The organism is Cellulosimicrobium sp. KWT-B (assembly GCF_002127155.1).
In the GTDB taxonomy this organism is placed as follows: domain Bacteria; phylum Actinomycetota; class Actinomycetes; order Actinomycetales; family Cellulomonadaceae; genus Cellulosimicrobium; species Cellulosimicrobium funkei.
In genome coordinates, this window is the sequence record NZ_NEDO01000001.1 from 1,353,953 (window position 1) to 1,380,136 (window position 26,184).

Below are 26,184 nucleotides of genomic sequence, written 5' to 3' on the forward strand. Positions count from 1 at the left end.
TGCCGCGGCCGCGGCGTCTCGCTCGAAACCTTGCATGGGGTCCCCTTCGTCGTGCGCACGCGGCCTCGCGTGCACGGTCGTCACCCCATAGGACCCGTGCCACCGAGGGCTATGACGAGCGTGACCTGGGAAATCACCTGTCCCATCACCAGTTCCGTGAAGGAATTCACCCGGCCTGCGAGACACGCTTGCAGAACCCGGGACGTCCGCCAGGATCACGGCTATGACAGGCGCCAGAGACGTCCCGCGGAGCCGGGAGAAGATCCTGCGGACGCTCGACGCCGGCGACCTCGACGCCCTGGAGACGGTGTTCGACAGGCTCTGGTACGACCTCCCCGACCGCTTCGCGCGCGAGCTCCTGACAGCGCTCGCACGCGTCCCTCCCGAGGTGCTCGACCGTCGCCCGCGCCTCGGCCACCTCGTGCTGCTCGCCCAGAGACGGCGCGACCACGAGCACGACGACGAACGCAGCATGTCCCGGCTCGTGCGGCACTACTCGCGGGCCGGCCTGCGCCACAGCAGGCGGCTCAACGGGTTCACCCGCCTGCACGACGTCCTCTCGGCCGGCACCGCGGCCGTCGTGGGCCTGCGGCACCGGCGCGACCACGACGCCTCGACGCGGGTCGGCACGTGGGTCGACCAGCGGACGACGCTCCTCATGACAGGAGGCCCGCTCCCCTGGACCGCGGGGCGCCCGGACGCGCGGCCGGGCTGGCTGAGCGCGCAGCGCGGGATCACCGCGATGCTGGCGGGTGCGACCGACCTGGCGACCCAGCACCTGCGCCGCGCGGCCGACGAGGCGGGCGACGAGCCCCACGGACACTTCGCCCGGGTGAGCGCGGCGTCGAACCTCGCGCTCCTGTCCGCCTACCGCGGCCACCACGACCTCGCCCGCGAACAGCTCGCCGTGGTCCGCGACGCCGCACCGTTCCCCCGATGGATCGCCGGAGCGCACCTGCGCGGCGAGGCCCTCGCGCGGGCGCACCTCGCGATCCACGAGGGCGACCCGGCGACGGCGCAGAGGATCCTGCGCGCGATGGACCCGTCCTCTCCGGCCGCGGGCGAGCTGTGGGCCTTCCTCGCGTCCGCGCGCGCGAGCCACGCCGCCTTCTACGGCGACCCCCTCCAGGGCCTGCGGGAGCTGGACGAGGTGCGTCTCGTGCACGGGATGGTCGACCCCGACCCGGGGTCGTTCGTCGGGCGGCTGCTCCTGCGGGCCGAGGCGAAGCTGCTCCTGCGCGCCGGCGGCGCGGGCCGCGTGCTCCACCTGGCCCACGGGTCCGAGGAGGACACGACCGAGTGGCTGGCGAACCACCACGCCTGGGCGCACCTGTCGGTGGGCGAGCACTACGAGGCGATCGGCCTCGCCTCGTCCGCCATCCACCAGGCATCCCTGTCACCGACCGACGCGCTCGACCTCCACGTCGTCCTCGCGGTCGCCCACCTCCGCGCCGGGCGCGAGGACCGCGCGCGGAGCTGGTTCCAGAAGGCCCTGCGGCTGCGGTCGTCTCCCGAGCACGCCGCCCCGTTCCTCGCGCTCGAGCCGGACGAGCGGCGCACGCTCGCCGAGCTCGCGGACACCGCGGACGTGCTGCCCCGGGGTGCCGTCGAGGCGCGCAACACGCCCCCGGTCACGCTCGCGAGCCGGCTCTCCCCGCGCGAGAGGAAGGTGCTGCGCTCGCTCAGCGAGGGCTTCACGGCGGAGCAGACGGCGGCGCGGTTCAACGTGTCGGTGAACACCATCCGCACCCAGATCCGCACGCTGTACCGCAAGCTCGGCGTGTCGAGCCGCCGCGAGGCGATCGCGATCGCGCAGGAGGCCGGGATCCTCGCCGCGGCCCGGGGGGAGGCCGTCGGGCGGTCGGAGCGACGCTACGCCCCGGGTCGGCGAGCCGCGACGGGCACAGCGACCTCCATCACCGGGCCGGGACCGCCTGCCTCCCAGGTCGGCAGGTAGACCTCCCGGTCGTCCCCTGCGGGCACACCGCCCGCGAGCGCCCGCCCGGACGCCAGGTAGTCGTGCACGAGGACCAGACGTTCCTGGTCGCGGGCCTCCGCGGCCGTGAGCGCGACGTACGCCTCCTCGTGCGCGTCGTCCGTCGTGAGGGCGAAGCCCGACGGCGGCCGCACGGGCGCGGGGACGGGCACCCGGAGCGTGAGGCGGGCGGCGTACCCCTCGGTCGCGCGCTCGTGGAGCTCGACGTAGGGGTGGCCGGCGAGGGGCAGGTGAGCGGCGCGCAGCACGGCGAAGACCGCTCCGGTCGCCTCGGGCAGCACGGACGGCAGCTCGGCGAGCGTCGCGCGGCGCTCCGTCCCGAGCACGAGCCGCTCCGGCACGTGCCGTCGGTGCACCACGACGTCCAGCCGTGGCGCGCCGACGAGCGCGGACCGGACGTACTCCGCCGCCGTCAGCGACGCCGCGAGCGCCGAGCGGCGGTCGCTCCACACGGCGTCGAACGCGGGGACCGGGTCGGGGGCGGCGAGCACGTCGCCCACCTCGGCGAGCGACAGGCCGACGCCCCGCAGGAGCCGGACGAGGCGGGCGCGCTCCACCTGGCCGCCGTCGAGCAGCCGCGGCCCGTCCGCGGAGGTGCGGCGCGCGTCGAGGAGCCCGCGGTCGACGTACATCCGGACGGCCTTCTCGCTCAGCCCCGTCGCGCGCGCCACCTGACCCGTCGTGTACTCGTCCATGCCCGCGACGCTAGGGCCTTCCCCTGGGGCAGCCGCAAGGGGTCGGCTCAGTCGTCGTCGCCGGGCACGTAGGGCCCGCGGCGGAGCTCGAGGTCGATCTGCTCGGCGTCCAGCAGGTCGAGCGCGTGCCGCAGCGCCTGCGAGCTGTACGCGCCGGACGTGCGCGCGTCGAGCAGCGCGACGCGCTGCGCGGCGATCGCCCGGAGCCGCAGCTCCTTGTACTGCGCGAACAGGTCGGCCGACGTCGCGGCGTCGGTGTCGCGGTTCTCCAGCTCCCGCACGACGTCGCGGCGCACGCGGGCGACGACGTCACCGTCGTAGGTGGTGCCGTCGGCGCGGCGGAGGTCGGGCGCGTCGATCACGGCCACGGCCGCGCCGTCGAGCTCGGCGCGCACGGCGCCGCGGTCCTCGTCGGCGCGCGTGGAGCCGCCCGAGAGGCCGAGCCGGCGCACGACCCACGGGAGCGTGCCGCCCTGCACGACGAGCGTCCCGGCCGCGACCCCGAAGGCGACGAGCACGAGGAACGAGCGCTGCGGGGTGTCGAGCGGGAGCGTCTGCGCCGCGGCGAGCGTCACGACGCCCCGCATGCCCGCCCACACGAGGAGCGTGCCCTCGCGCCACCCGAGCCGCTCGGCCGTCAGGTAGTCGATGTCGGCGGCACGACGACGCAGCGACGTGCGGATGCGTCCGAGGCGGGCCTGCGGCACCTCCTTCGGGCCGCCCGTGCGCGCGACCTCGCGGTGCCGTCCCGAGGGCTCGACCGTGGCGAGCGGTGCCTCCGCCGGCCCGAACCGCGCGTCGAGCTTCTCCTGCATGCCCTCGATCACGTCGCGCATCGACTCTCCCCGCCGCGCGCGTCGCGCGAGCGACCGCAGGAGCGTCGCGACGTACGCGGAGCGCACGACGAGGATGACGACGGCAGCGAGCGCAGCGATGCCGACCGCGCGCCACAGGCTGCCGTGGGCCTCCTGCACGTCGGTGACCAGCGCGAACAGCTCGAGCCCCATGAGGAGGAAGACGGTGCCCTCGAGCAGCAGCTCGACGGTCCGCCAGTTCGACTCCTCGGCGAGCCGGTGCTGCGGCCGCAGGTACTTCGCGGCGCCGTTGCCGGTGACAAGACCCGCGGTGACGACGGCGACGAGGCCCGACGCGCCGAGCTCCTCCGACGGCAGGTAGGCGAGGAACGGCACGACGAAGGACACCGCGGTGCTCAGCGCGGGGTTGGCGAGGCGGCGCCGGACGAAGAGGCCCAGGAACCCGACGAGGAACCCGACGAGCACGGCGACGACGACGGCGAACACGAAGTCGCCCGCGACCGACCACAGCGACACGCGGGTGGCGGACTCCCCGGTCGCGACGGCGATCCCGATCCCGGCGATGGCGGAGCGCAGGAGGACGAGCGCGGACGCGTCGTTGAGCAGGCTCTCGCCCTCGAGCAGCGTGACGACGCGGGGTGACGCGCCGAGCCGTTTGACGATGGACGTCGCGACGGCGTCGGTCGGGCTGACGATGGCGCCGAGCGCGAAGCCCGCCGCGAGCGGGATGCCGGGGATGAGCCACGTGAAGAGGTAGCCGAGGAGTGCGGTGCTGAGCAGGACGAGCACGACGGAGAGCCCGCTGATCGCGGTGAAGTCCCGCCGGAAGTCCATGGTGGGCAGGCCGACGGCCGCCGAGTAGAGCAGCGGCGGCAGGATCCCGGCGAGGATCCACTCGGGCTCGAACTCGATCTCGGGGACGGCGGGCACGAAGCTCACGACGACGCCGACCGCGACGAGCACGAGGGGCGCGGCCACACCCGCCTTCGGCGCGAGCGCGTTGACCCCGACGATCGCGACGACCGCGAGCGTCCCGACGACGATGAGGGAGAGGATCTGCTCCTCGGTCAGGCTGAACGGGAACTCCATCTGCACCTCCGGCTACCGGCGCCGCGCCCGGGTCGGCGCGCGCGGGACGCCCCCACGCTAGCCGCCGGGGCCGCCCCCGGCGGTGCGCACGCGGCGTTCGAGGCGCCACTCGTTGCCGGAGGTCCCCGCGACCCAGCGGTGCTCGAGCCGGTCGACGCACGCCCGCGCGAGCGCGAGCCCGCGCCCGGACTCGGCCTCGGGGGGCGGCATCGTGCGGTCAAGGTCGACGTCGGCGGCGGGCGCGGTGTCGCGCAGCACGACGACGACGCGTCCCGCCCCGGCGTCGAGCTCGGCCCGGACCTCGACCGTCTCGGGTGCGGGCGAGTGCCGCACGATGTTCGCGGCGATCTCCGTCGTGGCGAGCTCGACGGCGAGCCGGTCGTCGGCGGGCACCCACGGCGCCTGGCCCCAGAGCGCGGCGAACGCGTCCGGGAGGGCGTCGAGCCACGGCGGGGACGCGGTCGCGCTCAGCACGACGAGCGGGGCGTCGTCCGGCGGGGTCACGCGGGGGTCACCCGTCGGCGAACGCGCTCGCCGCGTCGTCGTGCACGCGCAGCACGCGGTCGAGGTTCGTGAGCCGCAGGACCGTCGCCACGGAGGGCGCGGCGTTCGCGAGCCGCAGGTCTCCGCCGGCCGCGCGCGTCGTGCGCAGCCCGCCGACGAGGGCGCCGAGGCCCGAGGAGTCGACGAACTCGAGGCTCCCGAGGTCGACGACGAGCCGTGTCCGGCCCGCCTCGACGAGGTCGGTGACCGCGTCGCGCAGCTGGGGTGCCGTGGTGAGCGTGAGCCGCCCCCGCGGCACGATCACCGCCCCCGTCTCCTCGAGCGGTGTCACGTCGAGCTTCACTGGTCCTCCGTCCGTCGTCCGGTCATCGTCGTCTCCGGCACGGGCTCGCGCGGCGGGCGCGGGCCGGAGTACCGCGCGGCGGGGACGAGCACCCCGAGCACCGCGAGGTCGTACGCCACCCAGGCGAGGGTGACGAGGGTTGCGCCGAGGTCGGCGTCGAACGCGACGAGGCGCACCGTCCCGACGACGGCCGAGACCACGAGCAGCACCATGGCCGTGAGCTGGGGCCAGATGGTGCGCCAGGCCGGCCGGTGCTCGCCGGTCCGCGTCTTGGGGGTCACGACGAACCCGAGCGGGCGGCCGAGGACGACGTTCGCGAACGCCGTCCAGCAGGCCCGGATCCACACCGGGAAGAGCGCGAGCGAGTACTGCTGCCCCCGCCAGGTCCGCACCCCGCGCGCCACGACGAGGAACAAGAGCTGGTTGAGCACGAAGTACGGCACGAAGCGCACGAAGAAGTCCGTCCCGAACGCCTGCACCGGGAGGATGCCGAAGCACAGGTACACCATGGGCGCCGCGAGGTACGCGAGGGCGGCGAAGCCCGCGAGGTAGCTCCACATCGTCGCGAAGTACATGAGTCGCTGCCCCACGCGCAGCCCGCGCAGCGTGAGCGGGTTCTCCCGGAGCATCACCTGCACCGTGCCCTGCGCCCAGCGCAGGCGCTGCTGGAGCATCGTCGGCATGTCCTCGGGCGCCAGCCCGTGGGCCAGCACCTCGTGGTGGTAGACCGACCGCCAGCCGAGCGCGTGCAGCCGCATCGCGGTGGCCATGTCCTCGGTGACGGAGATCGTCGCCATCGGCATGACGGCCTGCGCCTCGTCGCTGCGGCCGACGTCGACCGCGTCCGCGAGGCGGCGCACCGCCTCGACCGCGACGAGGGGCGAGAGGTCGCGCCGCGCGAGCCGGTCGAGCGCCTCCTCGTCGACGACGAGCTGGCCGATCTCCTCGTCGACCTGGAGCGGGCCGCCGGACACGAGCTCGGGCTCCACCGTCGCCAGCTCCGCGCGCAGCGCCTCCACCTGACCGGCGACGACGCTGCGCGACGCCTCGTCGACGCGGCGCTGGAACCGGTAGGTGACGTCGGCGGCGGGCTCCCCCGCCGCGAGGGCGCGGCGGGCCTCGTCGGCCTCCGCGCGGAGCCGCTCGACGGCGGTCCGTACCGCCGGGTCGGCCGCCTCCGGCGAGCGCGCCGCCCGGGCCAGCACCGAGCCCGCAGTGCGCAGCGCGCGCCGCACGCCGACCGTCACGCCCCGTACGTAGCCGACGACGCCGAGCTGCATGAGCGCCTCGCGCCGCAGCACGGCGTTGGAGCCGCAGAAGAACGCGGCGTTCCACCCGTCCTTCCCCTGCTGGATCGGCCCGTAGAAGAGCGGCGCCTGGCTCCCGAGGGGGTCGGCGTCGTCGACGTTGACGAACCACTGCGGGGTCTGGACGATCGCGACGCGCTCGTCCGCGGTGAAGTACCCGACCGTGCGGTCGAGGATCGCCGGGTCGGGCACCTGGTCGGCGTCGAGCACGAGCAGCAGCTCGCCGTCCGTCTGGAACAGCGCGTTGTTGAGGTTGCCGGCCTTCGCGTGCCGTGGCTTGCCCGCCCAGCTCGCGCTGCGCGTGAGGTACCCGACGCCCGCCTCCGCGGCGGCGGCCCGCATGCTGTCGCGCGCGCCGTCGTCGAGGATCCACGTGCGGTGCGGGTACCGGATGGCCCGGGCCGCGCGGGCGGTCGTGAGGACGAGCTCCTCGGGCTCGTCGTACGTCGTGACGAAGACGTCGACCGTGACGCCCTCCGGGGCGGGCGGCGGCTCGCCCCGCTCGCGCAGGCGCCACATCGTCACGCCGAAGAGGGCGGTGTCCACGAGGCTGTACGTCTCGGCCAGCACGAGCGGGACGGCGATCCACCAGTGCGACCACGCCACGGAGTCGAGCCACCGCCACGCGACGTAGTTGACGCCCGTGACCAGCGCCAGCACGACGAGCACGCGGATGAGCACGAGCCGCCGCGCGGAGCCCCTCATGCCGCGACCCGCTCGACCACGAGGACCGTGAGGTCGTCCCCGACGTACCGCCCCTCGGCGAGCCCCACCAGGACCTTGAGCGTCGCCGCGGCGTCCCCGGCCTGCCGGACCTCGCGGGCCGCACGCGCGAGGGCGGGCCCGTCCGGGACGGGCAGCGGGACGTCCGGGTCGAGGAGGCGCGGGTCCCCGCCCGGGACCCCGAGGTCGGCGAGCAGGTCGACGAGCCCGTCGCTCACGACGACGAGCCGGTCGCCCGGGTCGAGGGTCACGTGGTGGACGGCCCGCGCGGTACCCGGCGCGACGCCGAGCGGCAGGCCGTCCGCCTCCAGGCGGTGGATGCCGCCGTCAGGCCGCAGCACGCTCGCCAGGCCGTGGCCCGCGTCGACGTACGCCAGCCGACCGCTGTCCCGATCGACCGTGGCGCACCAGGCGGTGACGAACGACCCGACCTCCTCCAGGTCCGGGGCGAGCAGGTCGTCGGCCGTCTCGACGCCCGCAGCGAGCGACGGCGACCGGAGCGCGGGCCGTAACGCGGCGCGCGCCGACGCCGCCACGATCGCGGCGGGCATGCCCTTGCCCATGACGTCCGCGACGACGAACCCGGCGCCGTCGGCCGTCGTCGTCCAGTCGTAGAAGTCGCCCCCGACGCCGCGAGCAGGCAGGCACCGCGCGGCCACCCGGTAGCCCTCGAGCTCCGGGGCGCGGCGCGGGAGGAGCCCGCGCTGGACCGCGCCCGCCCGGTCGAGCTCGACGTCGTGCTGGAGCTCCCCCTGGACCCACAGCGCGAGGTCGCGCAGCAGGGAGCGGTCGGCGTCGTCGAACCGGCGCGGCCGGGTGTCGATGACGCACAGCGTGCCGACCAGCTCGCCGCCCGGCGCCGCGATGGGGTGCCCGGCGTAGAACCGCAGGTGCGGGTCGCCGACCACGAAGGGGTTGTCGGCGAACGTGGCGTCCTGCGCCGCGTCCTCGACGACGAGCGTGCGGTCCGCACGGATCGTCACGTCGCAGAACGCGCCCTCGCGCTGCGCGACCGGGCCGTCGAGGCCGACGAAGGCCTTGCGCCACTGCCGGTCCGCGTCCACGAGCGTGATGCTCACCGTCGGGACGCCGAACAGGCGCTGCGCGAGCCGCGTCACGCGGTCGAACCGTTCCTCGGGCGAACTGTCGAGCACCCCGAGCCGCTGGAGCGCCAGGACCCGCGTGCGCTCGTCCTGGAGCGCGTCGGTCGTCGTCAAAGTCTCTTCCCCCTGCTCGTCCCCTGCGTCGAGACGCGACCTCCCGACATCTATCACGGAGTGCGGCGCGCCGCAGGGGCAGGAGACCGTCCGCACGTCCCGGACCTGGACCTTCACGCGTCCACGCCGCCGCGCGTCCTCGCGTGAGGCCGCTCCGGTCGCGAGCGTCCCGCGGTCCGGAGACGCTGCCAGAGGCGACGAACCGCCGGGCACCCGAGGAGAGGGAGGACCGTGGACGCGATCACCGTGCTGGAGGACCTGTTCGGGAGGATCGGGCCGACCGCGACGCGCGCGGTCGACGGCCTCGGCGAGGACGCGCTCACCGCGCGCGTCGACCCGGGCGCCAACACGATCGCGTGGCTCGCGTGGCACCTCGCGCGCGGGCAGGACGCCCAGGTCGCGGGCGCCGTCGGGCGGGACCAGGTGTGGACGCGCGACGGGTGGGCCCGCCGGTTCGACCTGCCGTTCGACGACGGCGCGACCGGATACGGGCAGTCGGCCGACGACGTCGCGCGCGTCCGCGCGCGCGACGACCTGCTGCTCGGCTACGTCCACGCGGTCCAGGTCGAGTCCCGCGACGTGCTCGCGTCCCTCACCGCCGACGACCTCGACCGGGTCGTCGACGAGGCGTGGGACCCGCCCGTGACGCTGGGCGTCCGGCTCGTGAGCGTCGCGGTGGACGCCCTCGAGCACGCGGGCCAGGCCGCCTATCTCCGAGGAGTGCTCGAGCGCACCGGGCGCGCCTGACGCGGCGCCGGATCACGGGGCGTGGCGCGACCGCCGAGCGCCAGGATCTGCGGTCGTCGGGTCGGACGATGGGGAATCCGATGCACTTCGACGCGCTGGCGGACTCCTACGGGTCCGCTCGTCCGCCGTATCCGGCCGAGCTGTGGGAGCGGGTGCGTCGGACGGGCCTGGTCGCGCCGGGCCGGCGAGCGGTCGACCTCGGCGCGGGCACCGGTGAGGCGACCGGGCCGCTGCTCGCAGCGGGGGTCGACGTGGTCGCCGTCGAACCGGGCACGCAGCTCGCCGCCGTGCTCGCGGCCCGTCACCCGACGGCGGAGGTGGTTGTCGCACGGGCCGAGGACGCCGAGCTCGGACGAGCCGCGTTCGACCAGATTCTCAGAGAGCCGTTGAACAGCGGCGCGTGACATATGGGAGGTTATGGGCACTGAACTAGTGCACGTTGCATCAGATGCACGATCTCGCACCCCACGGCAAAGTCCGCGTCTGTGCAGGTCAGCGCGCCAGTCGCCCTCTCGTGCCTGCCGCCGGGTTCTCCCGGCCCTTGCCGTGTTGCCGCAGATCACTGCAGCCGGTCCGTCAGCGCCCGCCTGACGTCACGCTCCGCCAGGCGCTCGATCGGGCCCAGGGGCTCGAACACGTGCGAAAAACCCTGGTGACGCGAACTGCGGTTCGACAGCACAGGAACATTTGAGAGCTAGACCTCAACGAGCCATTCCTGCTTCCCTGGCCAACGACTGAATGCTCCTCGATGGGCGGTGACACGTTGAAGGGCCGGTAGCGACCCTAGAACCTCCGCATCCACAATCTGGCCACAGTCGGCAACGAGCAACTCCTCCAACTTCCTGCACTCGGCAAGGGGCGCCAGACTGACAGTCCTTTCTGACCACTGCGCACGAGGAGGCTGGACGCTTAGTCGGCGCAAGCCATGGAGCGATCGAAAGCAATCAAACGACGCCGCCGCCGCACCCTCAATGTCAACCTCTCCGATACCTTCACTCCCATCCAGGCCAAGTTCAGGGACGACCCCGCCGACCGACTTCTTGAAATCAAGTCGCAGTCGGCGAAGGCTCGGAATTTTCGCCAGGTCAAGCCGGCCGCTTGTCGCGATCGCTTCGAGCCCTAGGAACTCAATACGGCGAAGAGCAGAAAGGTGGCCGACGATCGAGGAGGCGGGGATTGAGAGAGAGGCGATTCGCTCGATACTGGACGAGACCACGGGTTCCGCGAGGCGTCCATCCAACCAAAGAACCTCGAGACTTGAAAGCAGACCCTCCGGGAGTGGTCCGATAAGTCGGCGGGTCTGCACCTGCAAGAACCGCAACTTCAGGCGCTCGAGCGCGCCCAATTCAAGAACTCCACGCGACTGGCGTTCGGGGAGGACTATGAGGCCATCCACGCCCGCGCGACTCAGTTCGCTTATGTCCTCGCCCGACGGCTGCCCGTAGATCTCAGCGGTCCGGTATGGACCATGGATGCCACCAGCATGAAATTCAAATACGGGAAATCTCATTGCGTCACCTCGCAATTTGGAACCCACTATTCAACAGCCGACCGCCCTTTTTAAAGAACCCGCCGAGGGCGCGATGCCGAATTCGAATCAACGCATCCTCAACCGCATCCATCGCGTACCCCTTGCCAATACTGTGCGTTCGAACTGATGCGATACTCTGGACAGTGTATCCCTTCTCTTTGAGCGATCCACGCTTTCTGAAGTGGGCGTGGATTCGCTTGTGCATGTTCTTCGCCTGACCAATGGACTCCCACCGAACCGACGAAGCGGCAACCGGGTGAACCTGGCCGAGGACATCGCAGCTCAGCAGCCCTCCCCAGTCGACCCGCCAGAGGTCGACGCGCTGGACGATGCCGCGATCTGCACCGCCTACGGCGACGTGATGACGATCGCGGAGAACGCCGATCTCGCCCTCGCCGAAGGCCGCACGGAGGCGCAGGAGCGTGACGGCTGGTACCGGCTGGCGACCCGCGTACTCGATCGCTTGCCCTCCGCAGGGGACAGCGCGGTGCAGACGGCGATCGGTGAGCTGAAGGAGATCGCGCCGGTGACGTCCGGAGCGTTTGGGGAGTCGACCGGTGTGGCTCCCCCGAGTGGAACGACGTCCAAGGCGACCTCGGCGACGCGTGCGACGACCTCGGTGCACCGCTGGCGATCACGATGTTCACCGGCGGATGATGCAAGACCAATGCCCAGAGACGTCCACTGATCCGAGCACGCAGGGCCATAGCGCCTTCACGAGACGCGGGTAGCGTCAAGACGTGCGGAGTCGAAGCGGCAACGGGAACGCGAGCCGTCTGCGTAGCGTCGTGATCCCCGGCCTGTCCCTCCTGGTCTTGACCGCCGCGGCCGCCAGCTTGATAGGGGTTGTGCTCTCCGGTGTCGCGCATCATGCGACCCCGGTGGCTGAGGACGCGGTGCGGACCGCTCGTGGGGTGACGGAGGCTGACGAGCTGCGCGTGGCGTCGCTCGTCGACCGGGCTGCGAGCTGGCCAGGAGTCGAGAGCGTCTCAGGTCCAGAGCGCATTCGCCGCGACTTCCTGGAAAGCACGGTCAGCGTTCCTCTGGATGTCGTGGTCCGTGACGACGTGTCCAGGGACGACCTGACCACCCTCACGCTGGATCTCTGCAGAGCGTCACGGGCGGGTCTGGCCTCTCGCGATGCAGTTCCGCTTCTCTGAGATTCGAATCGGCAGTCGCCGGAGTCACCTGCAGCGCCCCCGCGCACGCCGATGCGATTGGGGCCTTGCTCTACGAGGTGGCGGCTCGAGGAGACGCCGACGGGCTCGAGTGGATCTCGCTCAGCATCGCCGGAACTGAGGAAGCGTCTCCCCCTCTGGTGCGGATCGGTCTATGGCCCGCCGACCCGGCGAACGGCACCCGACTAGAGACCGAGTGGTCTTCGATGGCGTCAAGGCTTGGCTTCTCACCGGCCGAGGCCGCGGTGCGGGACGATCCGGCACCGCGGACGTCGGCAACTGGGGGCTGATCGTCGCTGACCGCGATCCCCTCCAGGTGTGGCCCAACTCTCCTTGCCGCTCGAAAGCGTGCCGTGCCTCCGTCGCGCCCCCTTGATCGCCAGCGAAGGAGGAATCATCGTCTGGTCGTTTCGATGCCTTGATCTTCCACGTCGACCAGCTGCGCTACGTCGTCGTCGAGCTCAAGGTCGGCGAGTTCGACTCAGGACACGTCGGCCGGCTCGGCACCTACGTCGCCCTCGTCGACGACCGACTGCGCAAACCCGATCGCCACGCCCACACCGTCGGCATCCTCCTCGTCGCCGGCCCCAACGAAGCCATCGTCCGCCACGCCCTCGCCGGCGCACCCGCACCACTCGCCGTGGCCAACTACACCTACGACAGCCTGCCTCCCGACGAGCAAGCTGCACTTCCCCGGGCCGACGAGCTCACTGCGATCCTCGAGCACGACCTCGGCGACGAGCCCGCACACCAGACGTCACGCAGGTTCTCGGTGTCGCCGAGGTAGGTCGCGACGGCGTCCATCGCGTCCCCGATCCTCTGCAGCGGCGTGAACCAGCCGTCTCGGCTCGTGCCGGGCCACAGGGTGCGGCGTTCGAGGAGCAGCCACCGGTCCGAGCGAGCGTGCTCGTTGCCGCTGTGAAGCCCCTCCTCACCGAGCGCCTCGGCGCAGCACCGCGTCAGGCAGACGGCGCCACCGCGTCGACGAACCAGGACGTCAGAGTCGTGGGGTGGGTGATCGCGGTGCCCACGCACACGGCGAACGCGCCGCGCGCCATCGCCTCGGCGGCCTGGGCGGGGGTGTGCACACGACCCTCGACGACGACCGGGAGGGCGCAGGCCGCGACCATCTCGTCGACGAGCGCGAGGTCGGGGCCGTCGGTCCGGGGCCGCTCGCCGGTGTAGCCGGAGAGGGTCGTGCCGAGCAGGTCGACGCCCGCGTCCTGGGCGGCGAGCGCGTCGTCGAGCGACCCGCAGTCCGCCATGACGAGCGCGTCGGTCGACTCGCGCAGGCGTGCGACGGTCTCGGCGAGCGTGAGTCCGTCGGGGCGGGGCCGGCGCGTGCCGTCGAGCGCGACGACGTGCGCGCCCGCGTCCGCGACCGCGACGGCGTGCCGGAGGGTCGGGGTGATGAAGACCCCGCCGTCGCCGTCCTTCCACAGCCCGACGACGGGCACGTCGACCGCCGCGACGACGGCCGCGACGTCGTCCAGACCCTGCACGCGGACGGCGGCCGCGCCCCCGGCGACGACGGCGCGCGCCATCTGCGCCGTGGTGCGCGGGTCGCGCAGGGGCTCGCCGGGGTAGGCCTGGCAGGACACCGTGAGGCGTCCGCGCATCGCGTCGAGGACGCGCTCGCGCGTCCAGGGGGTCCGGTCGTGCTGCTCCGCGCTCATCGCGCTCCTCCGTCGGTCGTGCGGTCGTCGAGCAGGTTCCACGCGCCGCGCGCCGCGCCGACGACCGCCGCGACGTTCCCGAGCGCAGCGGGGCGCAGCGGGAGGTCGGCGAGCACGTCGACGACCTCCGCACGCAGCGCGTCCTCGAGCGCGGACCACCACAGGTCGCCCGCGCCGGCCATGCCGCCGCCCACGACGACCACCTCCGGGTCGAGCACGGTGACGACCCCGGCGACGGCGCGGCCCACGGCGCGGGCGGCGTCGCGCACGACCGAGGCCGCGAGCTCGTCGCCCGCGTCGGCCCGGGCGACGACGTCGCGCGTGTCGGGGCTGGTCGCGTCCCCACCGAGCGCGAGGTAGCGGCGGTGGACGGCCGGGCCCGCCCCGATGGCCTCCAGGTGGCCGGTGCGTCCGCACGGGCAGCGCAGGAGCTCGGCGCCGGGGACGGGGACGTGCCCCAGCTCGCCCGCGACGTGGTGGGCGCCGCGCAGGGGACGCCCGTCGAGCACGACGGCGCCCCCCACGCCGGTCCCGACGGCGACGAGCAGCGCGCTGCGCGCGCCCGCGGCGGCGCCGCGCCACACCTCGCCGGCGGCGTGCGCGTCGACGTCGTTCTCGACGAACACGGGCAGGTCGGCGTCCGCCGCGAGGTCGGCGAGCCGACGGCGCAGGCCGCCCGCGACGTCGGTCCCGGGCCAGCCGGGCAGGGTGTCGGTCGCGGAGACGATCACGCCGCGACCGACGTCCACCACCCCGGCCGTGCCGACCCCGAGCGCGCGCAGGCGCGCCGCGCCCGGCAGCGCGGCGACGACCTCGCGCACGACCCCGGCGACGGCGTCGAGCACCGCGTCGGGGCCGCCCGCGGCCGGGGTCGGCACGGCGAGCACGGGACCGAGGGTCCCGTCGGCCGCGACGGTCGCAGCGGCCGTCTTGGTGCCGCCGAGGTCGACGCCGACGACGACCGTCGGCGCCGCGGCGACCGGGGAGGCGTCAGCCACGCAGGAGCCCCGCGGCGCGCGTGATCTCCTCGACCCGCGCGGCGACGTCGTCCGCGAGCGGCTCGACGGGGAACGCGAGGGTCTCCGTCGCGATGAGCCCCTGGCGCTGCGCGGCCACCTTGAACGCCCCGACGCCCGCGGCGTCGCCCGAGCGGCCGCGTGCCTGGAACACGATCTCGAACAGCGCGGCGATACGGTCCTGCTCCACCCGGGCATCGTCCCACTTCCCGGCCTGGGCGAGGTCCCACAGGCGCACGTAGCCGCCCGCGTCGACGTTCGCGAGGCCCGGCACGACGCCGTCGGCGCCGAGCAGCAGCATCCCGTCGACCACGACCTCGTGCCCCGTGAAGAGCGCGAGGGGCGAGCCGGCCGCCGCGTTGGCGGCGACGAGGCGGCGGAAGCCGACGTCGTCGCCCGACGAGTCCTTGACGCCCGCGAGGACGCCCTCGGTGCCGAGCCGGACGAGCAAGTCCGCGGGCAGCTTCGTCCGCACGCGCACGGGGATGTCGTACGCGAAGAGCGGCACGTCGACGGCGGCGGCGACGGCGCGCAGGTGGCGCTCGATCTCGTCGAGGTCGTTGAGCGCGTAGACGGGGGCGGTCGCGACGACCGCGTCCACCCCGCCCCCCACGAGCGCCTTCGCCTGCTCGACGACGCGTGCCGTCGTCAGGTCGATGGCGCCGCCCATGACGGGCACGCGGCCCGCGGCCGTGCGCACGACGGTCCGCACGACGACGTCGCGCTGCGCGTCGGTGAGGTAGGCGACCTCGCCGGTCGACCCGAGCACGAACAGGCCGTGCACGCCCTCGGTGACGAGGTGGTCCACGAGACGCTCGAGGGACGCGACGTCGACCTCGCCCTCGGTCGTGAGCGGGGTGAGGACGGGCGGGACGATCCCGCGGAAGGGGGTGGTCACGAGGAGCTCCGGTTCTGGGTTCAGCGGTGTGGTGGTCGGGGTGGTGCCCGGCGTCGGGCGGGGCGCGGCGGCGCTCACAGGAGCGCGGGCGCCGCGCCGAGGAGGGTGCGGGTGTAGTCGTCCTGCGGGTCGTCGAGCACGCGCGCGGCGGGGCCGGACTCGACGATGCGGCCGCCCTGCATGACGACGATCTCGTCGGAGACGTGGCGCACCGTCTGGATGTCGTGCGAGATGAAGACCATCCCCAGGTCGAGCTCCGCCTTGAGGTCGGCGAGCAGGTTGAGGATCTGGGCCCGCACGGACACGTCGAGCGCGGACGTGGGCTCGTCGGCGACGATCACGTCCGGCGAGAGCGCGAGGGCGCGCGCGATGGCGACGCGCTGGCGCTGCCCGCCGGAGAGCTGGCCGGGCAGCGCGTCGAGCGCCGACTCGGGCAGCCCGACGAGGTGCACGAGCTCGCGCACGCGCGCCTCGCGCGACGCGGCGTCGCCGACGCGGTGCACGTCGAGCGGGTCGCGCAGGGCGTCCCGCACGCGCATGCGCGCGTTGAGCGCGGTGGCCGGGTCCTGGAAGACGACGGACACGACCCGCCCGACGTCGCGCCGCACGCGCGTCGTGTACTTGTCGACCGGCCGCCCGCGGAAGCGGATCTCTCCGGACGTCGGCGCCTGCAGCCCGACGAGCACCTTCGCCATGGTCGACTTGCCCGAGCCGGACTCGCCGACGATCCCGAGCGTGCTGCCGCGGCGGACCGCGACGCTGACGTCGTTCACCGCGTGCACCCGGTTGGCCTTGAAGAGCGTGCCCGTGCGGGCCTTGAAGACGACGTGCACGCCGCGCAGCTCGACGACGGGGGTGTCGCGGTCGGTCGCGGACCCCCGCTCCGCGGTGGTCGGGGTCTGGTCGGTGGCGCTCATCGCGTCCCTCCGGTGGTGATCGGGGCGGGGCCACCGCCCGCGACGGCGCCGACCGGCTCGTCCGGCGGCATCGCGACGAGGTGCTGCCCGTCCGCGTCCACGGCGCGCAGCACGGGCCGCACGTCGAGGCCGCGGTCGGGGCGCGACGAGCGCGGCGCGAACCGGTCGCCCGTCGGGAAGTCGCGCGGCGACGGGACCGTGCCGGGGATCTGGTGCAGGCGCGTGGAGCGCTGCTCGATCGAGAGCACCGCGCCGAGCAGGCCCTGCGTGTACTCGTGGCGGGGGTCGGTGAGCAGCTCGCTCGTCGGCGCCTGCTCGACGACCTGCCCCGCGTACATGACCGTGATGCGGTGCGCGATCTGCGCGACGAGCGCGAGGTCGTGGCTGACGAACACCATCGCGAAGCCGAGCTTGACGCGCAGCTCGTCGAGCAGCGCGACGACCTGGGCCTGGACGGTGACGTCGAGCGCCGTCGTCGGCTCGTCCGCGATGACCAGCTTCGGGTCGCGCGTGAGGGCCATGGCGATGAGCACGCGCTGGCGCTGCCCGCCGGAGAGCTCGTGCGGGTAGCTCTTGAGCGTGCGCTCCGGGTCGAGGCCCACGAGCTCGAGGAGCTCCTCGGCCGTGCGGGTCCCGCCGCGGCGCGTGAGCTGCTTCATCTGCGCACGGACGAGCATCGACGGGTTGAGCGAGCTCAGCGCGTCCTGGTAGATCATCGCGATCTCGGTGCCGCGCAGCGCCGCGCGCTCGCGGTTGCCCATCGCGAGCAGGTCCTTGCCGCCGTACCGGATCTCGCCGCTGATCTGCGCGGAGGGGTCCAGCAGGCCCATCACGGCGAGCGAGGTGATCGACTTGCCGCAGCCGGACTCGCCGACCAGCGCCATCGTCTCGCCGGGGCGGACCGAGAAGGAGACGTCGTCGACGACCGCGACGTCCCCGTGGCGCGGGAAGCGGATGGACAGGTTGCGCACCTCGAGCAGGGGCTCGGCGTCGCCGCCGTACACGGGCCGGTCGGTGCGGGCCGACTCGGCCGCGCGCAGCGTGGCGAGGCGCGAGGCGAGGGGCACGGCGCGCCCGACGTGCGGGACGTCCGGCTCGACGTCCGGCACGACCGGCTCGGACTCGGCGAGGCGCGCCTCGTCCGCCGTCTCGACCGGCTCGTCCGCGTCCATCGCGGTGAGCTCGGCGGCGACGGCCGCGTCGTCGGAGTCGGTCGCGACGGCCTTCGCCGGGGTGGCGCGCGTCGCCCGCGGGGCCGCGACCATGGCGTCCGTCATGCCCTCGGAGAGGATGTTGAGGCACAGGACGGTGAGCATGATGGCCAGGCCGGGGAAGAACGTCGCCCACCAGTAGCCGCCCATGACGAGGTCGCGGCCGGCGGCGATGATGTTGCCCCACGAGGGCTCCGGGTCGGGGACGCCCGCCTGGATGAAGGACAGCGACGCCTCGAAGACGATCGCGTCGGCCACGAGCACGGTGGTGAACACGAGCACGGGCGCCGCGCAGTTGCGGGCGACGTGCTTGGCGAGGATCCAGGCCGTGCGCGCGCCCATGACGCGGGTCGCGGCGACGTAGTCCTCGCCGTACTGGTCGAGGATGTTGGCCCGCACGACGCGCGTGAGCTGCGGCGTGTAGAGGAACGCGATCGTCAGCACGAGCACGGGCAGCGAGCGGCCGAAGACCGAGACGAACACGGCGGCCAGCGCGATGCCGGGGAACGACATGATGATGTCGAGCACGCGCATGAGGGTCTCGGAGACGCTCTTGCGGGCCGTCGCGGCGACGGCGCCGAGCACGGCGGCCGCGGCGAGCGCGATGGCGGTGGCACCGAGGCCGATGACGAGCGAGTACCGCGCGCCGTAGACGACGCGGGAGAAGATGTCGCGGCCCTGCCGGTCGGTGCCGAACCAGCTCTCCGCGCTCGGGGGCTGGACGGGCGTGCCGGTGGCGAGCGGGTCGTGGCTCGCGACGAGCGGCGCGAAGACGGCCGCGAGCGCCACGAGGAGCACGAACGCGAGGGAGATCTTGGACCCGAGGGGCAGCGCGCGCAGGCGCAGCCCGGGGGTCGAGAGTCGTTCGGTGAGCTGTCGGCGCACGTCACACCGTCCTGATCCGCGGGTTGACGAGCACGTAGAGCATGTCGACCACGATGTTGATGAGCACGAAGGCGAGCGCCACGGTGAGGGTCACGCCCTGCACGAGGTTGGGCTCGTTGTTGGTGACGCCGTTGAGGATGAGCGTGCCCATGCCGGGCAGCGCGAAGATGATCTCGATGACGACGGCGCCGCCGATGAGGTAGCCGACGCGCAGGCCGAGGACCGTGATCGGGGTGATGAGCGCGTTGCGCAGCACGTTGCGCCCCACGACGACGTGGCGCGGGATGCCCGCGCCGATCGCGGTGCGGACGTAGTCCTTGTCGAGCTCCTCGACGACGGACGTGCGCACGACGCGCGTGAGCTGGCCGACGACGGGGATCGCGAGCGCGAGCGCGGGCAGCGTCATGCGCGCGAGGTAGCCGCCGAGGTCCTCGGACGGGTCGGGCAGGGGCCCGCTCGCGGGCAGCCACCCGGCGCTCAGCGTGACGACCTGGATGAGCAGCACCGCGAGCCAGAACGACGGCGTCGCGAGGGACGCGACGGACACGACGCGGATCGCCTTGTCGGGCCAGCGGTCGCGGTAGAGCGCGGCGAGGATGCCCATGACGAGCGCGGCCACGACGGCGATGACGAGGCCCATGAGCGTGAGCTGCAGGGTGATCGGCAGGGCGCGCGCGACCTCGTCGGCGACGGGCACCTGGCGGGCGCTGAACGTGCCGAGGTCCCCGTGCAGGAGGCCGCCGAGGAACGCGACGTACCGGACGAGGAGCGGGTCGTTGAGCCCGTTGGCCTCGCGGTACGCCTCGCGCGCCTCGACCGAGGCGCCCTCGCCGAGGGCCTGGATCGCGGGGTCGACCTGCGAGAACGACATCACGAGGAACACGAGGAACGTGATGCCGAGGATCATGATCGGCAGCTGCAGGAGGCGGCGTCCGACGAGTCGCAGCAGCGCGCTCATGGTCGACCTCCTGGTGCGTCGGGGGTGCGGTGCATGGTCTGTCCGTTCTGGGTGCCGGGCGGGTACCGGGCCCCTCGCCGGGGCGGGCGAGGGGCCCGGGGTCGGTCGGCGCCGAGGGCTACGCGCCCGCGGCTACTTGACGAGGCCGGCGTCGAGGAACGACAGGCCCGTGATGGGCAGCGGCTTGAAGCCGGAGAGCGTGTCGCCGTCCCACGCGGTCGGCAGCTTGCGGTGCAGCAGCGGGTAGAGCGGCACCTCGGTGGAGATCAGGTCGAACGCCTGGTCCCACAGCTCCTGCTGCTCGTCGCCCGACGTGCGGACCGCGGCGTCGAGGATCGACTGGAGCTCGGCGAACTTCGGGTCGTCGTTCCAGCGGTAGCGCGACTGCGACCACACGTTGTCGCCGTACCACCAGCGCATGAGCAGGTCGGGGTCGTTGCCGAAGACGGACGGGTCGCCGGGCGCCACCATGACCTGCAGGTCGCCGTTGTCGACCTTGGTGTACTGGCCGCCGGACTGGCCGATGTCGAGCGTCGTGTCGACGCCGATCGCGTCGAGGTTCTCCTTGATGAGCGGCGCGATGTCCGCGACCCAGCCGGTGTCGGTGGTGAGGAGCGTGATGGACAGGTCGCTCACGCCGGCCTCGGCGAGCAGCGACTTCGCCTTCTCCGGGTCGTACGAGTAGACGGTCGACGCCTCGTGGTAGTTCGGGTGGCTCTGCGGCAGGAAGCTCGTCGCCGCGGCACCGTTGCCGAGGAGCCCGTTGTCGATGATCTTGTCCATGTCGAGCGCGTAGAAGAACGCCTGGCGCACGCGGACGTCGTCGAACGGGGGCAGGTCGGTGTTGAACATCATGAAGAGCGTGCCGAACGACTGGACCGACTCGACGTCCACGGCGCCCTCGAGCGTCGGGACGTCGATGTAGGGGACGTCCTCGATCGCGCTGACCGTGCCGGAGCTCATCGCGGTGACGCGCGCCGCGGGGTCGGACAGCAGGTTCCACACGAGGCCGGCGGCGAGCGCGGGGCGACGGCCGTTGTAGTCGTCGAAGCGCTCGAACGTGATCTTGTCGTCGGGCGTCGCCTGGGTCATCTTGAACGGGCCGGTGCCGACGGGCAGGGCGTTGAACGCCTCGTAGTCGGACTCGACGAGCGCCTTCGGGACGACCTTGACGACCGAGAGACGCTCGGGGACGAGGCTGAACGGGTACTTGAGGTTGATCGAGACCGTGTCGTCGTCGACGGGGGTGACGGACTCGATGAAGTCGATGAAGCCGGCGTAGAGCGACTCGCTCGCCGGGTCGAGCACGCGCTCGAAGCTGAAGACGACGTCGTCGACGGTGACGGGCGTGCCGTCGTGGAAGACCGCGCCCTCGCGGATGTCCACCTCGTAGTGGGTGTCGTCGACCTGCGCCGGGAGGTCGGTGCCGAGCGCCGCGTAGACCTCGCGCGTCGCGGGGTCGAGCTCGGTGAGTCCCTCGAACACGTGCCAGTTCGCGGCTACTGTCACGGCACCGGTGGTGATCATCGGGTCGAACCCACCGGAGAGGGAGTACGAGATGCCCGCCTCGATCACGGCGTCCTGGTCGATCTCGCCCTGGGCGGCGGTGCCCTCGGTCGGGTCGTCCTGCGCGGCGTCGCCACCCGAGCACGCCGCGAGGCCGAGCGCGAGCACGACGCCCGCGGCGACCGCAGCGACTCCCCGGCGACGGGGAGGTGAGCTGACGTGAAGCTTCATTGGTTCTCCTGACATGAGACCGACACTCTTCCGGAGAGAAGATGTCTGATGTCTGACGTTGTGTAGCATGACACTAGGACCAGAAACCGAAGGGGTCAAGATGGCGACACCACGGCGGAGGAGCTTCGCGACGCTCGACGCCTCCAGAGCCGGCAGCACCGGTGCGACCGCACCGCGGCGGACCACCACCGCCGACCGGATCAAGGACTTCATCCTCGGTGAGGGGCTGCGGCCCGGGGACCCGCTCCCCACCGAGGCCGAGCTGTGCGAGCACCTCGGCGTCTCCCGGTCGAGCGTGCGCGAGGCGATCCGCACCCTGTCGACCCTCGACATCGTCGAGGTCCGCCACGGGCACGGCACGTTCGTCGGCAGCATGTCGCTCGACGCGCTCGTCGAGGCGCTCGTCTTCCGCGGCGTCCTCTCTCCCGGCGACGACCTGCGGGCGCTGCGGGACGTCGTCGAGGTGCGCCAGGCCCTCGACCTCGCCATGGCCGAGCGCATCGTCGCGAGCCTCACCGGGACGTCGAACCCCGAGCTGCACGCCCTCGTCGACGAGATGGTCGCCGCGGCGTCGCAGGGCCAGTCGTTCCCCACCCAGGACCGGGCCTTCCACACCGGCCTGCTCGCGCGGCTCGACAACTCGCTCGTCGGACAGCTCGTCGCCGCGTTCTGGGACGTGCACACCGCCGTGATCCCCAAGCTCGGGCTCTCCGTCGCCGCCGACCTCGACCAGACCGCCCGCGCGCACGGCGCGATGCTCGACGCCGCCGAGGCCGGCGACGTCGACGCGTTCCGTGCCGCCGTCGCCTCGCACTACCAGCCGATCGACCGGGCCCTCGGGGTGACGACCGCGTGAGACCCCAGCACCTCCCCCCGGCCGGGCGACCGTCGAGCCGCCGCCCCGTCGGGATCGCCGTCGTGGGCATCGGGGCGTTCGCCCGCGAGCACCTCACGGCCCTCGCGGCGCTCGACGGCGCGGACGTGCGCTGGGTCGTCGGGCACGACCTGGAGCGCACCCGCGCCCTCGCGGCGCTCGTCCCCGGTGCCCGGGCGACCACGGCCCTCGACGAGGCGCTCGCGGACGACGCCGTGCACGCCGTGGACGTCGTCACCGCGACACCCACGCACGCGCGCGACACGATCGCCGCGGGCGAGGCCGGCAAGCACGTCCAGGTCGAGAAGCCGGCGGCGCTGTCGCTGCCCGAGCTCGACGCGATGGTCGCGGCGACCGAGGGGCGGGGCACGACGCTCGTCGTCGGGCAGACCGTGCGCTTCCAGCCCGCCGTGACGGCGCTCGCCGCCGCGGCCCGCCGGGGCGAGATCGGCACCCCGCGGCTCGCGCACATCTCCTGGTACACGGGACACGCGTGGCCCGCCGGGTGGCGCGGCTGGCAGCTCGATCCGGAGCTCTCCGGCGGGCACCCCGTGCACAACGGCACCCACATCATGGACGCCGCGACGTGGCTGCTCGACGACGAGCCGGTCGAGGTCTTCGCGCGCGGCTTCCGCACGTTCTCGCCCGACATGGAGTCGCCCGACTCGTTCCACGTGCAGCTCCGCACGGCGTCGGGCGCGCTCGCGACGCTCGAGCTCTGCTACGCGCTGCGCCGCCGCGGCGAGCTCGTGCGCCGGGTCGTGCTCGTGGGGACGGAGGGCACGCTCGCGCACTCGACCACCGAGGAGGACGGCCTGCACTCCGACGCCACGACCGCCCCGCCCGTCTCCGTCGAGGGCGCGCTGGGGATCCAGCTCGCGCACTGGCTCGACGTGGTGCGCGGCGACGCGACGCCCGTCGTCACGACGCCGCAGGTGCGGGCCGCGCTCGCGACCGCGCTCGCCGCGCAGCGCTCGCTCGTCTCCGGGCGGCGCGAGCGCGTCGCCGACGTCCCCGGCTACGCGACCACGGGGGTGGCCGCGTGAGCGCCGTCCTGCGCGTCGCGTTCGCGTCGGCCGTGCGCCACGCGGCCGACTACCTGCGCATCCTCGCCGCCGACGACCGCGTCGAGATCGTCGGCGTCGTCGAGGAGGCGGACGCGCCCGGCTGGGTGCGCGACGACTCGCGCGCCGTCGCCGAGCGCGCCGGGGTGCCGTACGCCGAGGTCGCCGACGTGGCCGCGGTCGCGGAGGCCCTGGGCAGCGCGGTCGACCTCGTCGTCGTGTGCGCCGAGCCGACCCGGCACGCGCGCCTGGCGGCGGCGCTGCTGGAGGCGGGCCTCGACGTGCTCGTCGACAAGCCCGTCGCGACGACCCTCGCCGACGCCGACCACCTCGTCGCCGTCGCCGCCCGCACGGGGCGGACGTGCGCCGTCGTGAACCGCACGCACGCGCCCGCGCTGCGCCGCCTGCGCGCGTGGGTCGACGCCGGCCACGTGGGCCTGCCGCGCCACCTGGACCTCGAGTTCCTCGCGTCCGGCGCCCACTTCGCGACGTCGGTCGAGCGCCCGGGCCTCGTCGTCGACCGCGCGCTCTCCGGGGGTGGCGAGCTGCTGAACTTCCTCGGCTACTGCGCCGACGCGGCGCACCACCTCACCGGGCTGCGCACCGTCGAGGTGCACGCGTTCGCGGGGTCGCTGTTCCTGGAGCCGCACCGCCAGGCCGGGGTCGAGGACACGGCGGTCGTCACGCTCGAGCTGGAGCGCGGCGTGACCGCGACGATCACCCTCGGGCGCGTCCCGTTCGCGCCCGGCGGGACGCCCACCACGTCGTCGGTGCGGCTGCTCGGGTCGCACGGCCACGCCGTCGCGGACGACGACGCCCCGGCCGTCGCGCGGTTCGGCGCGGACGGGCGGACGACGATCGCCGCCGACGCGGGCCAGGTCGCCGCGGCGGCGTACCTGCGGCACGTGGTCGGGGCGGTGCTGGCCGGCGGACGGCCGGACTACGGGATCGAGGAGGCGCGCGCGTCGCTCGCCGTGATCGACGCGGCGTACCGCTCGGTCGAGACGGGCGACGTGGTCGCGGTGGAGCACCGGACGGTGCCCGAGGAGGCGAGGGTCTGATGGAGGTCGTGATCGCTCCGGCGGAGCGGTTGGCGGTGCTGGCTGCGGATGCCGTGGAGGCGGTGGTGCGGTCGGGTCCGGGCGCGGTGCTGGGGTTGGCGACGGGGTCGTCGCCGTTGAAGGTGTACGACGAGCTGGTGCGGCGTCATGTGCAGGAGGGGTTGTCGTTCGCGGGGGTGCGGGCGTTCATGCTGGACGAGTACGTGGGGTTGCCGGTCGATCATCCGGAGCGGTACCGCAACGTGATCGAGACGGAGATCGCCTCGCGGGTGGACTTCGCCCCGGGTGCGGTGCAGGGTCCGGACGGCAACGCGCAGGACCTGGTGGCGGCGTGCGCGGCGTACGAGGAGTCGATCGCGGGGGCGGGGGGTGTGGACCTGCAGATCCTGGGGATCGGGACGGACGGGCACATCGCGTTCAACGAGCCGGGGTCGAGCCTGGCGTCGCGGACGCGGATCAAGACGTTGACGGCGCAGACGCGCGAGGACAACGCGCGGTTCTTCGGTGACGACGTGGAGCGGGTGCCGCGGCACTGTCTGACGCAGGGTCTGGCGACGATCATGTCGGCGCGGCACCTGGTGCTGCTGGCCACGGGCAAGGGCAAGGCGGAGGCGGTGCACCAGCTCGTGGAGGGTCCGATCAGCGCGATGTGGCCCGCGACGATCATGCAGATGCACCCGCACGCCACGGTCCTGGTCGACGACGCGGCGGCCTCGCGCCTGCAGCTCGGCGACTACTACCGCCAGACGTACGCGTCCAAGCCCGACTGGCAGGGTCTCTAGCCCGCCGCCCGGGCGGCTCGACACCGCCCGGACTTCACCCGCTCGAGAACTGGACGCCCGTCCAGTTGGGTGTCTAGGTTGAGGCCCAGCCGATGCCCGCACCACAGCCCCCTGCAGGTGCGGGCATCGGCGACGACGGCGGTGCCGCCTCATCGTGTCCGACACGCCCGTGCCCCTGCTGCCCCGGTCCCGCTGGTCCGCGGGGGTACGGCGGCGCCCGTGGACGACGACCGCCGAGACCCGACCGACCACGACCCGACGGGAACCACCATGAGCACCTCGACCGGGCGCCGCGCCGCCGGGCGGGCCACCGCCGCCGCCGCCCTCGCTGCCACCGCCGCGCTCCTCGCGGGGCCGGCCCACGCGGCGGAGGGCGACACCTACGTGCCGACCGAGCCCTCGATGCGCCTGACGACCCTCGCGCCCGTGTGCGAGAGCGACGCCGCGTACCTCGACTACGCGATCGAGGTGGAGGGCACGGACCACGACACCGCGACGGTCACGTGGATCAACCCCGACGGCGAGAGCGTCGTGCAGAGCGGGCTCCCGCTCTCGGGCCGCCTCCTGTGGCCCGGCGCGGTCGTCGACGACTCCGGCCGCGGGGTCGACTGGCCCGGCTGGCGCCTCGAGGACGGCCGGTGGGTCGAGGGCGACGAGTACGACTGGGTACGCCCCTCCGTCGACGTCCGCTTCGAGGTCAACCCCCACGTCGTCGTGACGACCGTCTACCCGCCGGCGTCCCCCGACTGCGCGACGAACCCGCCCGGGCTGGGCGACCCGGCCGGCGTCGTCCCCGTCTCGAGCACGGTCAGCGCCTCCGCGGCGAACCCGGGCCTCGCGGAGACCGGCGTGAGCGCGGCGCTGTACGCCGGGATCGCCGCGGTGCTCGCCGCCGCGGGCACCGCCGTCGTGATCGCGTCCCGCCGGACCCGCCGCGGCTGAGCCGCCGGAGAGCTCCGA

General features: G+C 73.5%; 25 protein-coding genes. 11 read left to right on the forward strand and 14 right to left on the reverse strand.

Annotated features, from left to right (window positions below; genetic code table 11):
• Positions 1-223: 223 nt before the first annotated feature.
• Positions 224-1,957, forward strand: coding sequence for a helix-turn-helix transcriptional regulator (locus tag B9L22_RS05865; RefSeq protein ID WP_086149524.1), 1,734 nt, complete (start codon positions 224-226; stop codon positions 1,955-1,957).
• On the opposite strand, the gene B9L22_RS05870 is transcribed toward B9L22_RS05865, so the two are convergent.
• Genes B9L22_RS05870 through B9L22_RS05895 form a run of 6 tightly spaced genes read right to left on the reverse strand, consistent with a single transcriptional unit; the run spans position 1,873 to position 8,689 of the window.
• Positions 1,873-2,691, reverse strand: coding sequence for a MerR family transcriptional regulator (locus B9L22_RS05870; RefSeq protein ID WP_086149525.1), 819 nt, complete (start codon positions 2,689-2,691; stop codon positions 1,873-1,875). The two genes, B9L22_RS05865 and B9L22_RS05870, sit on opposite strands and share 85 nt — an antisense overlap.
• Before the next feature lie 47 nt (positions 2,692-2,738).
• Complete coding sequence (locus B9L22_RS05875) at positions 2,739-4,595, reverse strand: sodium:proton antiporter (RefSeq protein WP_086149526.1); 1,857 nt, start codon at positions 4,593-4,595, stop codon at positions 2,739-2,741.
• A 57-nt stretch (positions 4,596-4,652) separates the two neighbouring features.
• Positions 4,653-5,099, reverse strand: coding sequence for an ATP-binding protein (locus B9L22_RS05880; protein ID WP_061268410.1), 447 nt, complete (start codon positions 5,097-5,099; stop codon positions 4,653-4,655).
• A gap of 7 nt (positions 5,100-5,106) precedes the next feature.
• A complete protein-coding gene (locus tag B9L22_RS05885; RefSeq protein ID WP_051028350.1) occupies positions 5,107-5,442 on the reverse strand; it encodes an STAS domain-containing protein in 336 nt (111 codons plus the stop codon).
• Positions 5,439-7,454, reverse strand: a complete 2,016-nt coding sequence (locus B9L22_RS05890; RefSeq protein WP_086149527.1) for a glycosyltransferase — start codon at positions 7,452-7,454, stop codon at positions 5,439-5,441. Before B9L22_RS05890 ends, B9L22_RS05885 begins: the two co-directional genes overlap by 4 nt.
• The gene (locus B9L22_RS05895) at positions 7,451-8,689 is read right to left on the reverse strand and encodes a PP2C family protein-serine/threonine phosphatase (RefSeq protein ID WP_158097154.1); all 1,239 of its coding nucleotides are present in this window, start codon (positions 8,687-8,689) and stop codon (positions 7,451-7,453) included. The genes B9L22_RS05890 and B9L22_RS05895 overlap by 4 nt, the downstream gene beginning before the upstream one ends.
• Positions 8,690-8,920: 231 nt before the next feature.
• On the opposite strand from B9L22_RS05895, the gene B9L22_RS05900 reads away from it, so the two are divergent.
• Complete coding sequence (locus B9L22_RS05900) at positions 8,921-9,436, forward strand: DUF664 domain-containing protein (protein WP_021483452.1); 516 nt, start codon at positions 8,921-8,923, stop codon at positions 9,434-9,436.
• Positions 9,437-9,504: 68 nt separating this feature from the next.
• Positions 9,505-9,840, forward strand: coding sequence for a bifunctional 2-polyprenyl-6-hydroxyphenol methylase/3-demethylubiquinol 3-O-methyltransferase UbiG (locus tag B9L22_RS05905; protein ID WP_143317088.1), 336 nt, complete (start codon positions 9,505-9,507; stop codon positions 9,838-9,840).
• A 290-nt stretch (positions 9,841-10,130) separates the two neighbouring features.
• Here the strand turns inward: B9L22_RS05905 and B9L22_RS19595 are convergent, their stop codons facing one another.
• Positions 10,131-10,946 carry a hypothetical protein gene (locus tag B9L22_RS19595; protein ID WP_143317090.1) on the reverse strand — a complete coding sequence of 272 codons (816 nt, stop codon included), beginning with the start codon at positions 10,944-10,946 and terminating at the stop codon, positions 10,131-10,133.
• A gap of 277 nt (positions 10,947-11,223) precedes the next feature.
• On the opposite strand from B9L22_RS19595, the gene B9L22_RS05910 reads away from it, so the two are divergent.
• The 3 genes from B9L22_RS05910 to B9L22_RS05920 all read left to right on the forward strand — a co-directional run bounded on the left by B9L22_RS05910 (position 11,224) and on the right by B9L22_RS05920 (position 12,932).
• Positions 11,224-11,655 (forward strand): hypothetical protein, encoded by a 432-nt coding sequence (locus tag B9L22_RS05910; protein WP_086149530.1) that lies wholly within the window; start codon positions 11,224-11,226, stop codon positions 11,653-11,655.
• 100 nt (positions 11,656-11,755) lie between these two features.
• Positions 11,756-12,127, forward strand: coding sequence for a hypothetical protein (locus B9L22_RS05915; protein ID WP_086149531.1), 372 nt, complete (start codon positions 11,756-11,758; stop codon positions 12,125-12,127).
• Between the two features lie 436 nt (positions 12,128-12,563).
• Positions 12,564-12,932 (forward strand): PDDEXK nuclease domain-containing protein, encoded by a 369-nt coding sequence (locus tag B9L22_RS05920; protein ID WP_076404009.1) that lies wholly within the window; start codon positions 12,564-12,566, stop codon positions 12,930-12,932.
• A 172-nt stretch (positions 12,933-13,104) separates the two neighbouring features.
• Here B9L22_RS05920 and B9L22_RS05925 read toward each other — a convergent pair whose 3' ends face one another.
• The 7 genes from B9L22_RS05925 to B9L22_RS05955 all read right to left on the reverse strand — a co-directional run bounded on the left by B9L22_RS05925 (position 13,105) and on the right by B9L22_RS05955 (position 21,443).
• The gene (locus tag B9L22_RS05925) at positions 13,105-13,821 is read right to left on the reverse strand and encodes an N-acetylmannosamine-6-phosphate 2-epimerase (RefSeq protein WP_086149532.1); all 717 of its coding nucleotides are present in this window, start codon (positions 13,819-13,821) and stop codon (positions 13,105-13,107) included.
• Positions 13,818-14,819: an ROK family protein gene (locus B9L22_RS05930; protein ID WP_086149533.1), complete on the reverse strand. Its 1,002-nt coding sequence runs from the start codon at positions 14,817-14,819 to the stop codon at positions 13,818-13,820. The genes B9L22_RS05925 and B9L22_RS05930 overlap by 4 nt, the downstream gene beginning before the upstream one ends.
• Positions 14,812-15,735: a dihydrodipicolinate synthase family protein gene (locus B9L22_RS05935; protein ID WP_086149534.1), complete on the reverse strand. Its 924-nt coding sequence runs from the start codon at positions 15,733-15,735 to the stop codon at positions 14,812-14,814. Before B9L22_RS05935 ends, B9L22_RS05930 begins: the two co-directional genes overlap by 8 nt.
• A gap of 74 nt (positions 15,736-15,809) precedes the next feature.
• Complete coding sequence (locus B9L22_RS05940) at positions 15,810-16,652, reverse strand: ABC transporter ATP-binding protein (protein ID WP_086149535.1); 843 nt, start codon at positions 16,650-16,652, stop codon at positions 15,810-15,812.
• Positions 16,649-18,748: a dipeptide/oligopeptide/nickel ABC transporter permease/ATP-binding protein gene (locus tag B9L22_RS05945; protein WP_086149536.1), complete on the reverse strand. Its 2,100-nt coding sequence runs from the start codon at positions 18,746-18,748 to the stop codon at positions 16,649-16,651. The genes B9L22_RS05940 and B9L22_RS05945 overlap by 4 nt, the downstream gene beginning before the upstream one ends.
• A gap of 1 nt (position 18,749) precedes the next feature.
• Positions 18,750-19,706 (reverse strand): ABC transporter permease, encoded by a 957-nt coding sequence (locus B9L22_RS05950; RefSeq protein ID WP_021481963.1) that lies wholly within the window; start codon positions 19,704-19,706, stop codon positions 18,750-18,752.
• A 132-nt stretch (positions 19,707-19,838) separates the two neighbouring features.
• Positions 19,839-21,443: an ABC transporter substrate-binding protein gene (locus B9L22_RS05955; RefSeq protein WP_086149537.1), complete on the reverse strand. Its 1,605-nt coding sequence runs from the start codon at positions 21,441-21,443 to the stop codon at positions 19,839-19,841.
• 100 nt (positions 21,444-21,543) lie between these two features.
• On the opposite strand from B9L22_RS05955, the gene B9L22_RS05960 reads away from it, so the two are divergent.
• The 5 genes from B9L22_RS05960 to B9L22_RS05980 all read left to right on the forward strand — a co-directional run bounded on the left by B9L22_RS05960 (position 21,544) and on the right by B9L22_RS05980 (position 26,166).
• A complete protein-coding gene (locus B9L22_RS05960; RefSeq protein ID WP_086149538.1) occupies positions 21,544-22,299 on the forward strand; it encodes a FadR/GntR family transcriptional regulator in 756 nt (251 codons plus the stop codon).
• On the forward strand, positions 22,296-23,363 hold the full coding sequence (locus B9L22_RS05965; protein WP_086149539.1) for a Gfo/Idh/MocA family protein: 1,068 nt from the start codon (positions 22,296-22,298) through the stop codon (positions 23,361-23,363). The genes B9L22_RS05960 and B9L22_RS05965 overlap by 4 nt, the downstream gene beginning before the upstream one ends.
• Entirely contained in the window at positions 23,360-24,442 is a 1,083-nt protein-coding gene (locus tag B9L22_RS05970; RefSeq protein ID WP_086149540.1) for a Gfo/Idh/MocA family protein, read from the forward strand. Before B9L22_RS05965 ends, B9L22_RS05970 begins: the two co-directional genes overlap by 4 nt.
• Positions 24,442-25,224, forward strand: coding sequence for a glucosamine-6-phosphate deaminase (nagB, locus tag B9L22_RS05975; RefSeq protein ID WP_086149541.1), 783 nt, complete (start codon positions 24,442-24,444; stop codon positions 25,222-25,224). Before B9L22_RS05970 ends, nagB begins: the two co-directional genes overlap by 1 nt.
• Before the next feature lie 270 nt (positions 25,225-25,494).
• Positions 25,495-26,166, forward strand: a complete 672-nt coding sequence (locus B9L22_RS05980; protein ID WP_076406800.1) for a hypothetical protein — start codon at positions 25,495-25,497, stop codon at positions 26,164-26,166.
• Positions 26,167-26,184: the final 18 nt, after the last annotated feature.

Bases quoted from the DNA above. Each gene is read 5' to 3' on its own strand.
- nagB (WP_086149541.1), top strand. From the start codon at position 24,442: ATGGAGGTCGTGATCGCTCCGGCGGAGCGGTTGGCGGTGCTGGCTGCG.
- B9L22_RS19595 (WP_143317090.1), bottom strand. From the start codon at position 10,946: ATGAGATTTCCCGTATTTGAATTTCATGCTGGTGGCATCCATGGTCCA.
- B9L22_RS05905 (WP_143317088.1), top strand. From the start codon at position 9,505: ATGGGGAATCCGATGCACTTCGACGCGCTGGCGGACTCCTACGGGTCC.
- B9L22_RS05925 (WP_086149532.1), bottom strand. From the start codon at position 13,821: ATGAGCGCGGAGCAGCACGACCGGACCCCCTGGACGCGCGAGCGCGTC.
- B9L22_RS05870 (WP_086149525.1), bottom strand. From the start codon at position 2,691: ATGGACGAGTACACGACGGGTCAGGTGGCGCGCGCGACGGGGCTGAGC.
- B9L22_RS05980 (WP_076406800.1), top strand. From the start codon at position 25,495: ATGAGCACCTCGACCGGGCGCCGCGCCGCCGGGCGGGCCACCGCCGCC.
- B9L22_RS05875 (WP_086149526.1), bottom strand. From the start codon at position 4,595: ATGGAGTTCCCGTTCAGCCTGACCGAGGAGCAGATCCTCTCCCTCATC.
- B9L22_RS05950 (WP_021481963.1), bottom strand. From the start codon at position 19,706: ATGAGCGCGCTGCTGCGACTCGTCGGACGCCGCCTCCTGCAGCTGCCG.
- B9L22_RS05940 (WP_086149535.1), bottom strand. From the start codon at position 16,652: ATGAGCGCCACCGACCAGACCCCGACCACCGCGGAGCGGGGGTCCGCG.
- B9L22_RS05955 (WP_086149537.1), bottom strand. From the start codon at position 21,443: ATGAAGCTTCACGTCAGCTCACCTCCCCGTCGCCGGGGAGTCGCTGCG.
- B9L22_RS05960 (WP_086149538.1), top strand. From the start codon at position 21,544: ATGGCGACACCACGGCGGAGGAGCTTCGCGACGCTCGACGCCTCCAGA.
- B9L22_RS05890 (WP_086149527.1), bottom strand. From the start codon at position 7,454: ATGAGGGGCTCCGCGCGGCGGCTCGTGCTCATCCGCGTGCTCGTCGTG.
- B9L22_RS05865 (WP_086149524.1), top strand. From the start codon at position 224: ATGACAGGCGCCAGAGACGTCCCGCGGAGCCGGGAGAAGATCCTGCGG.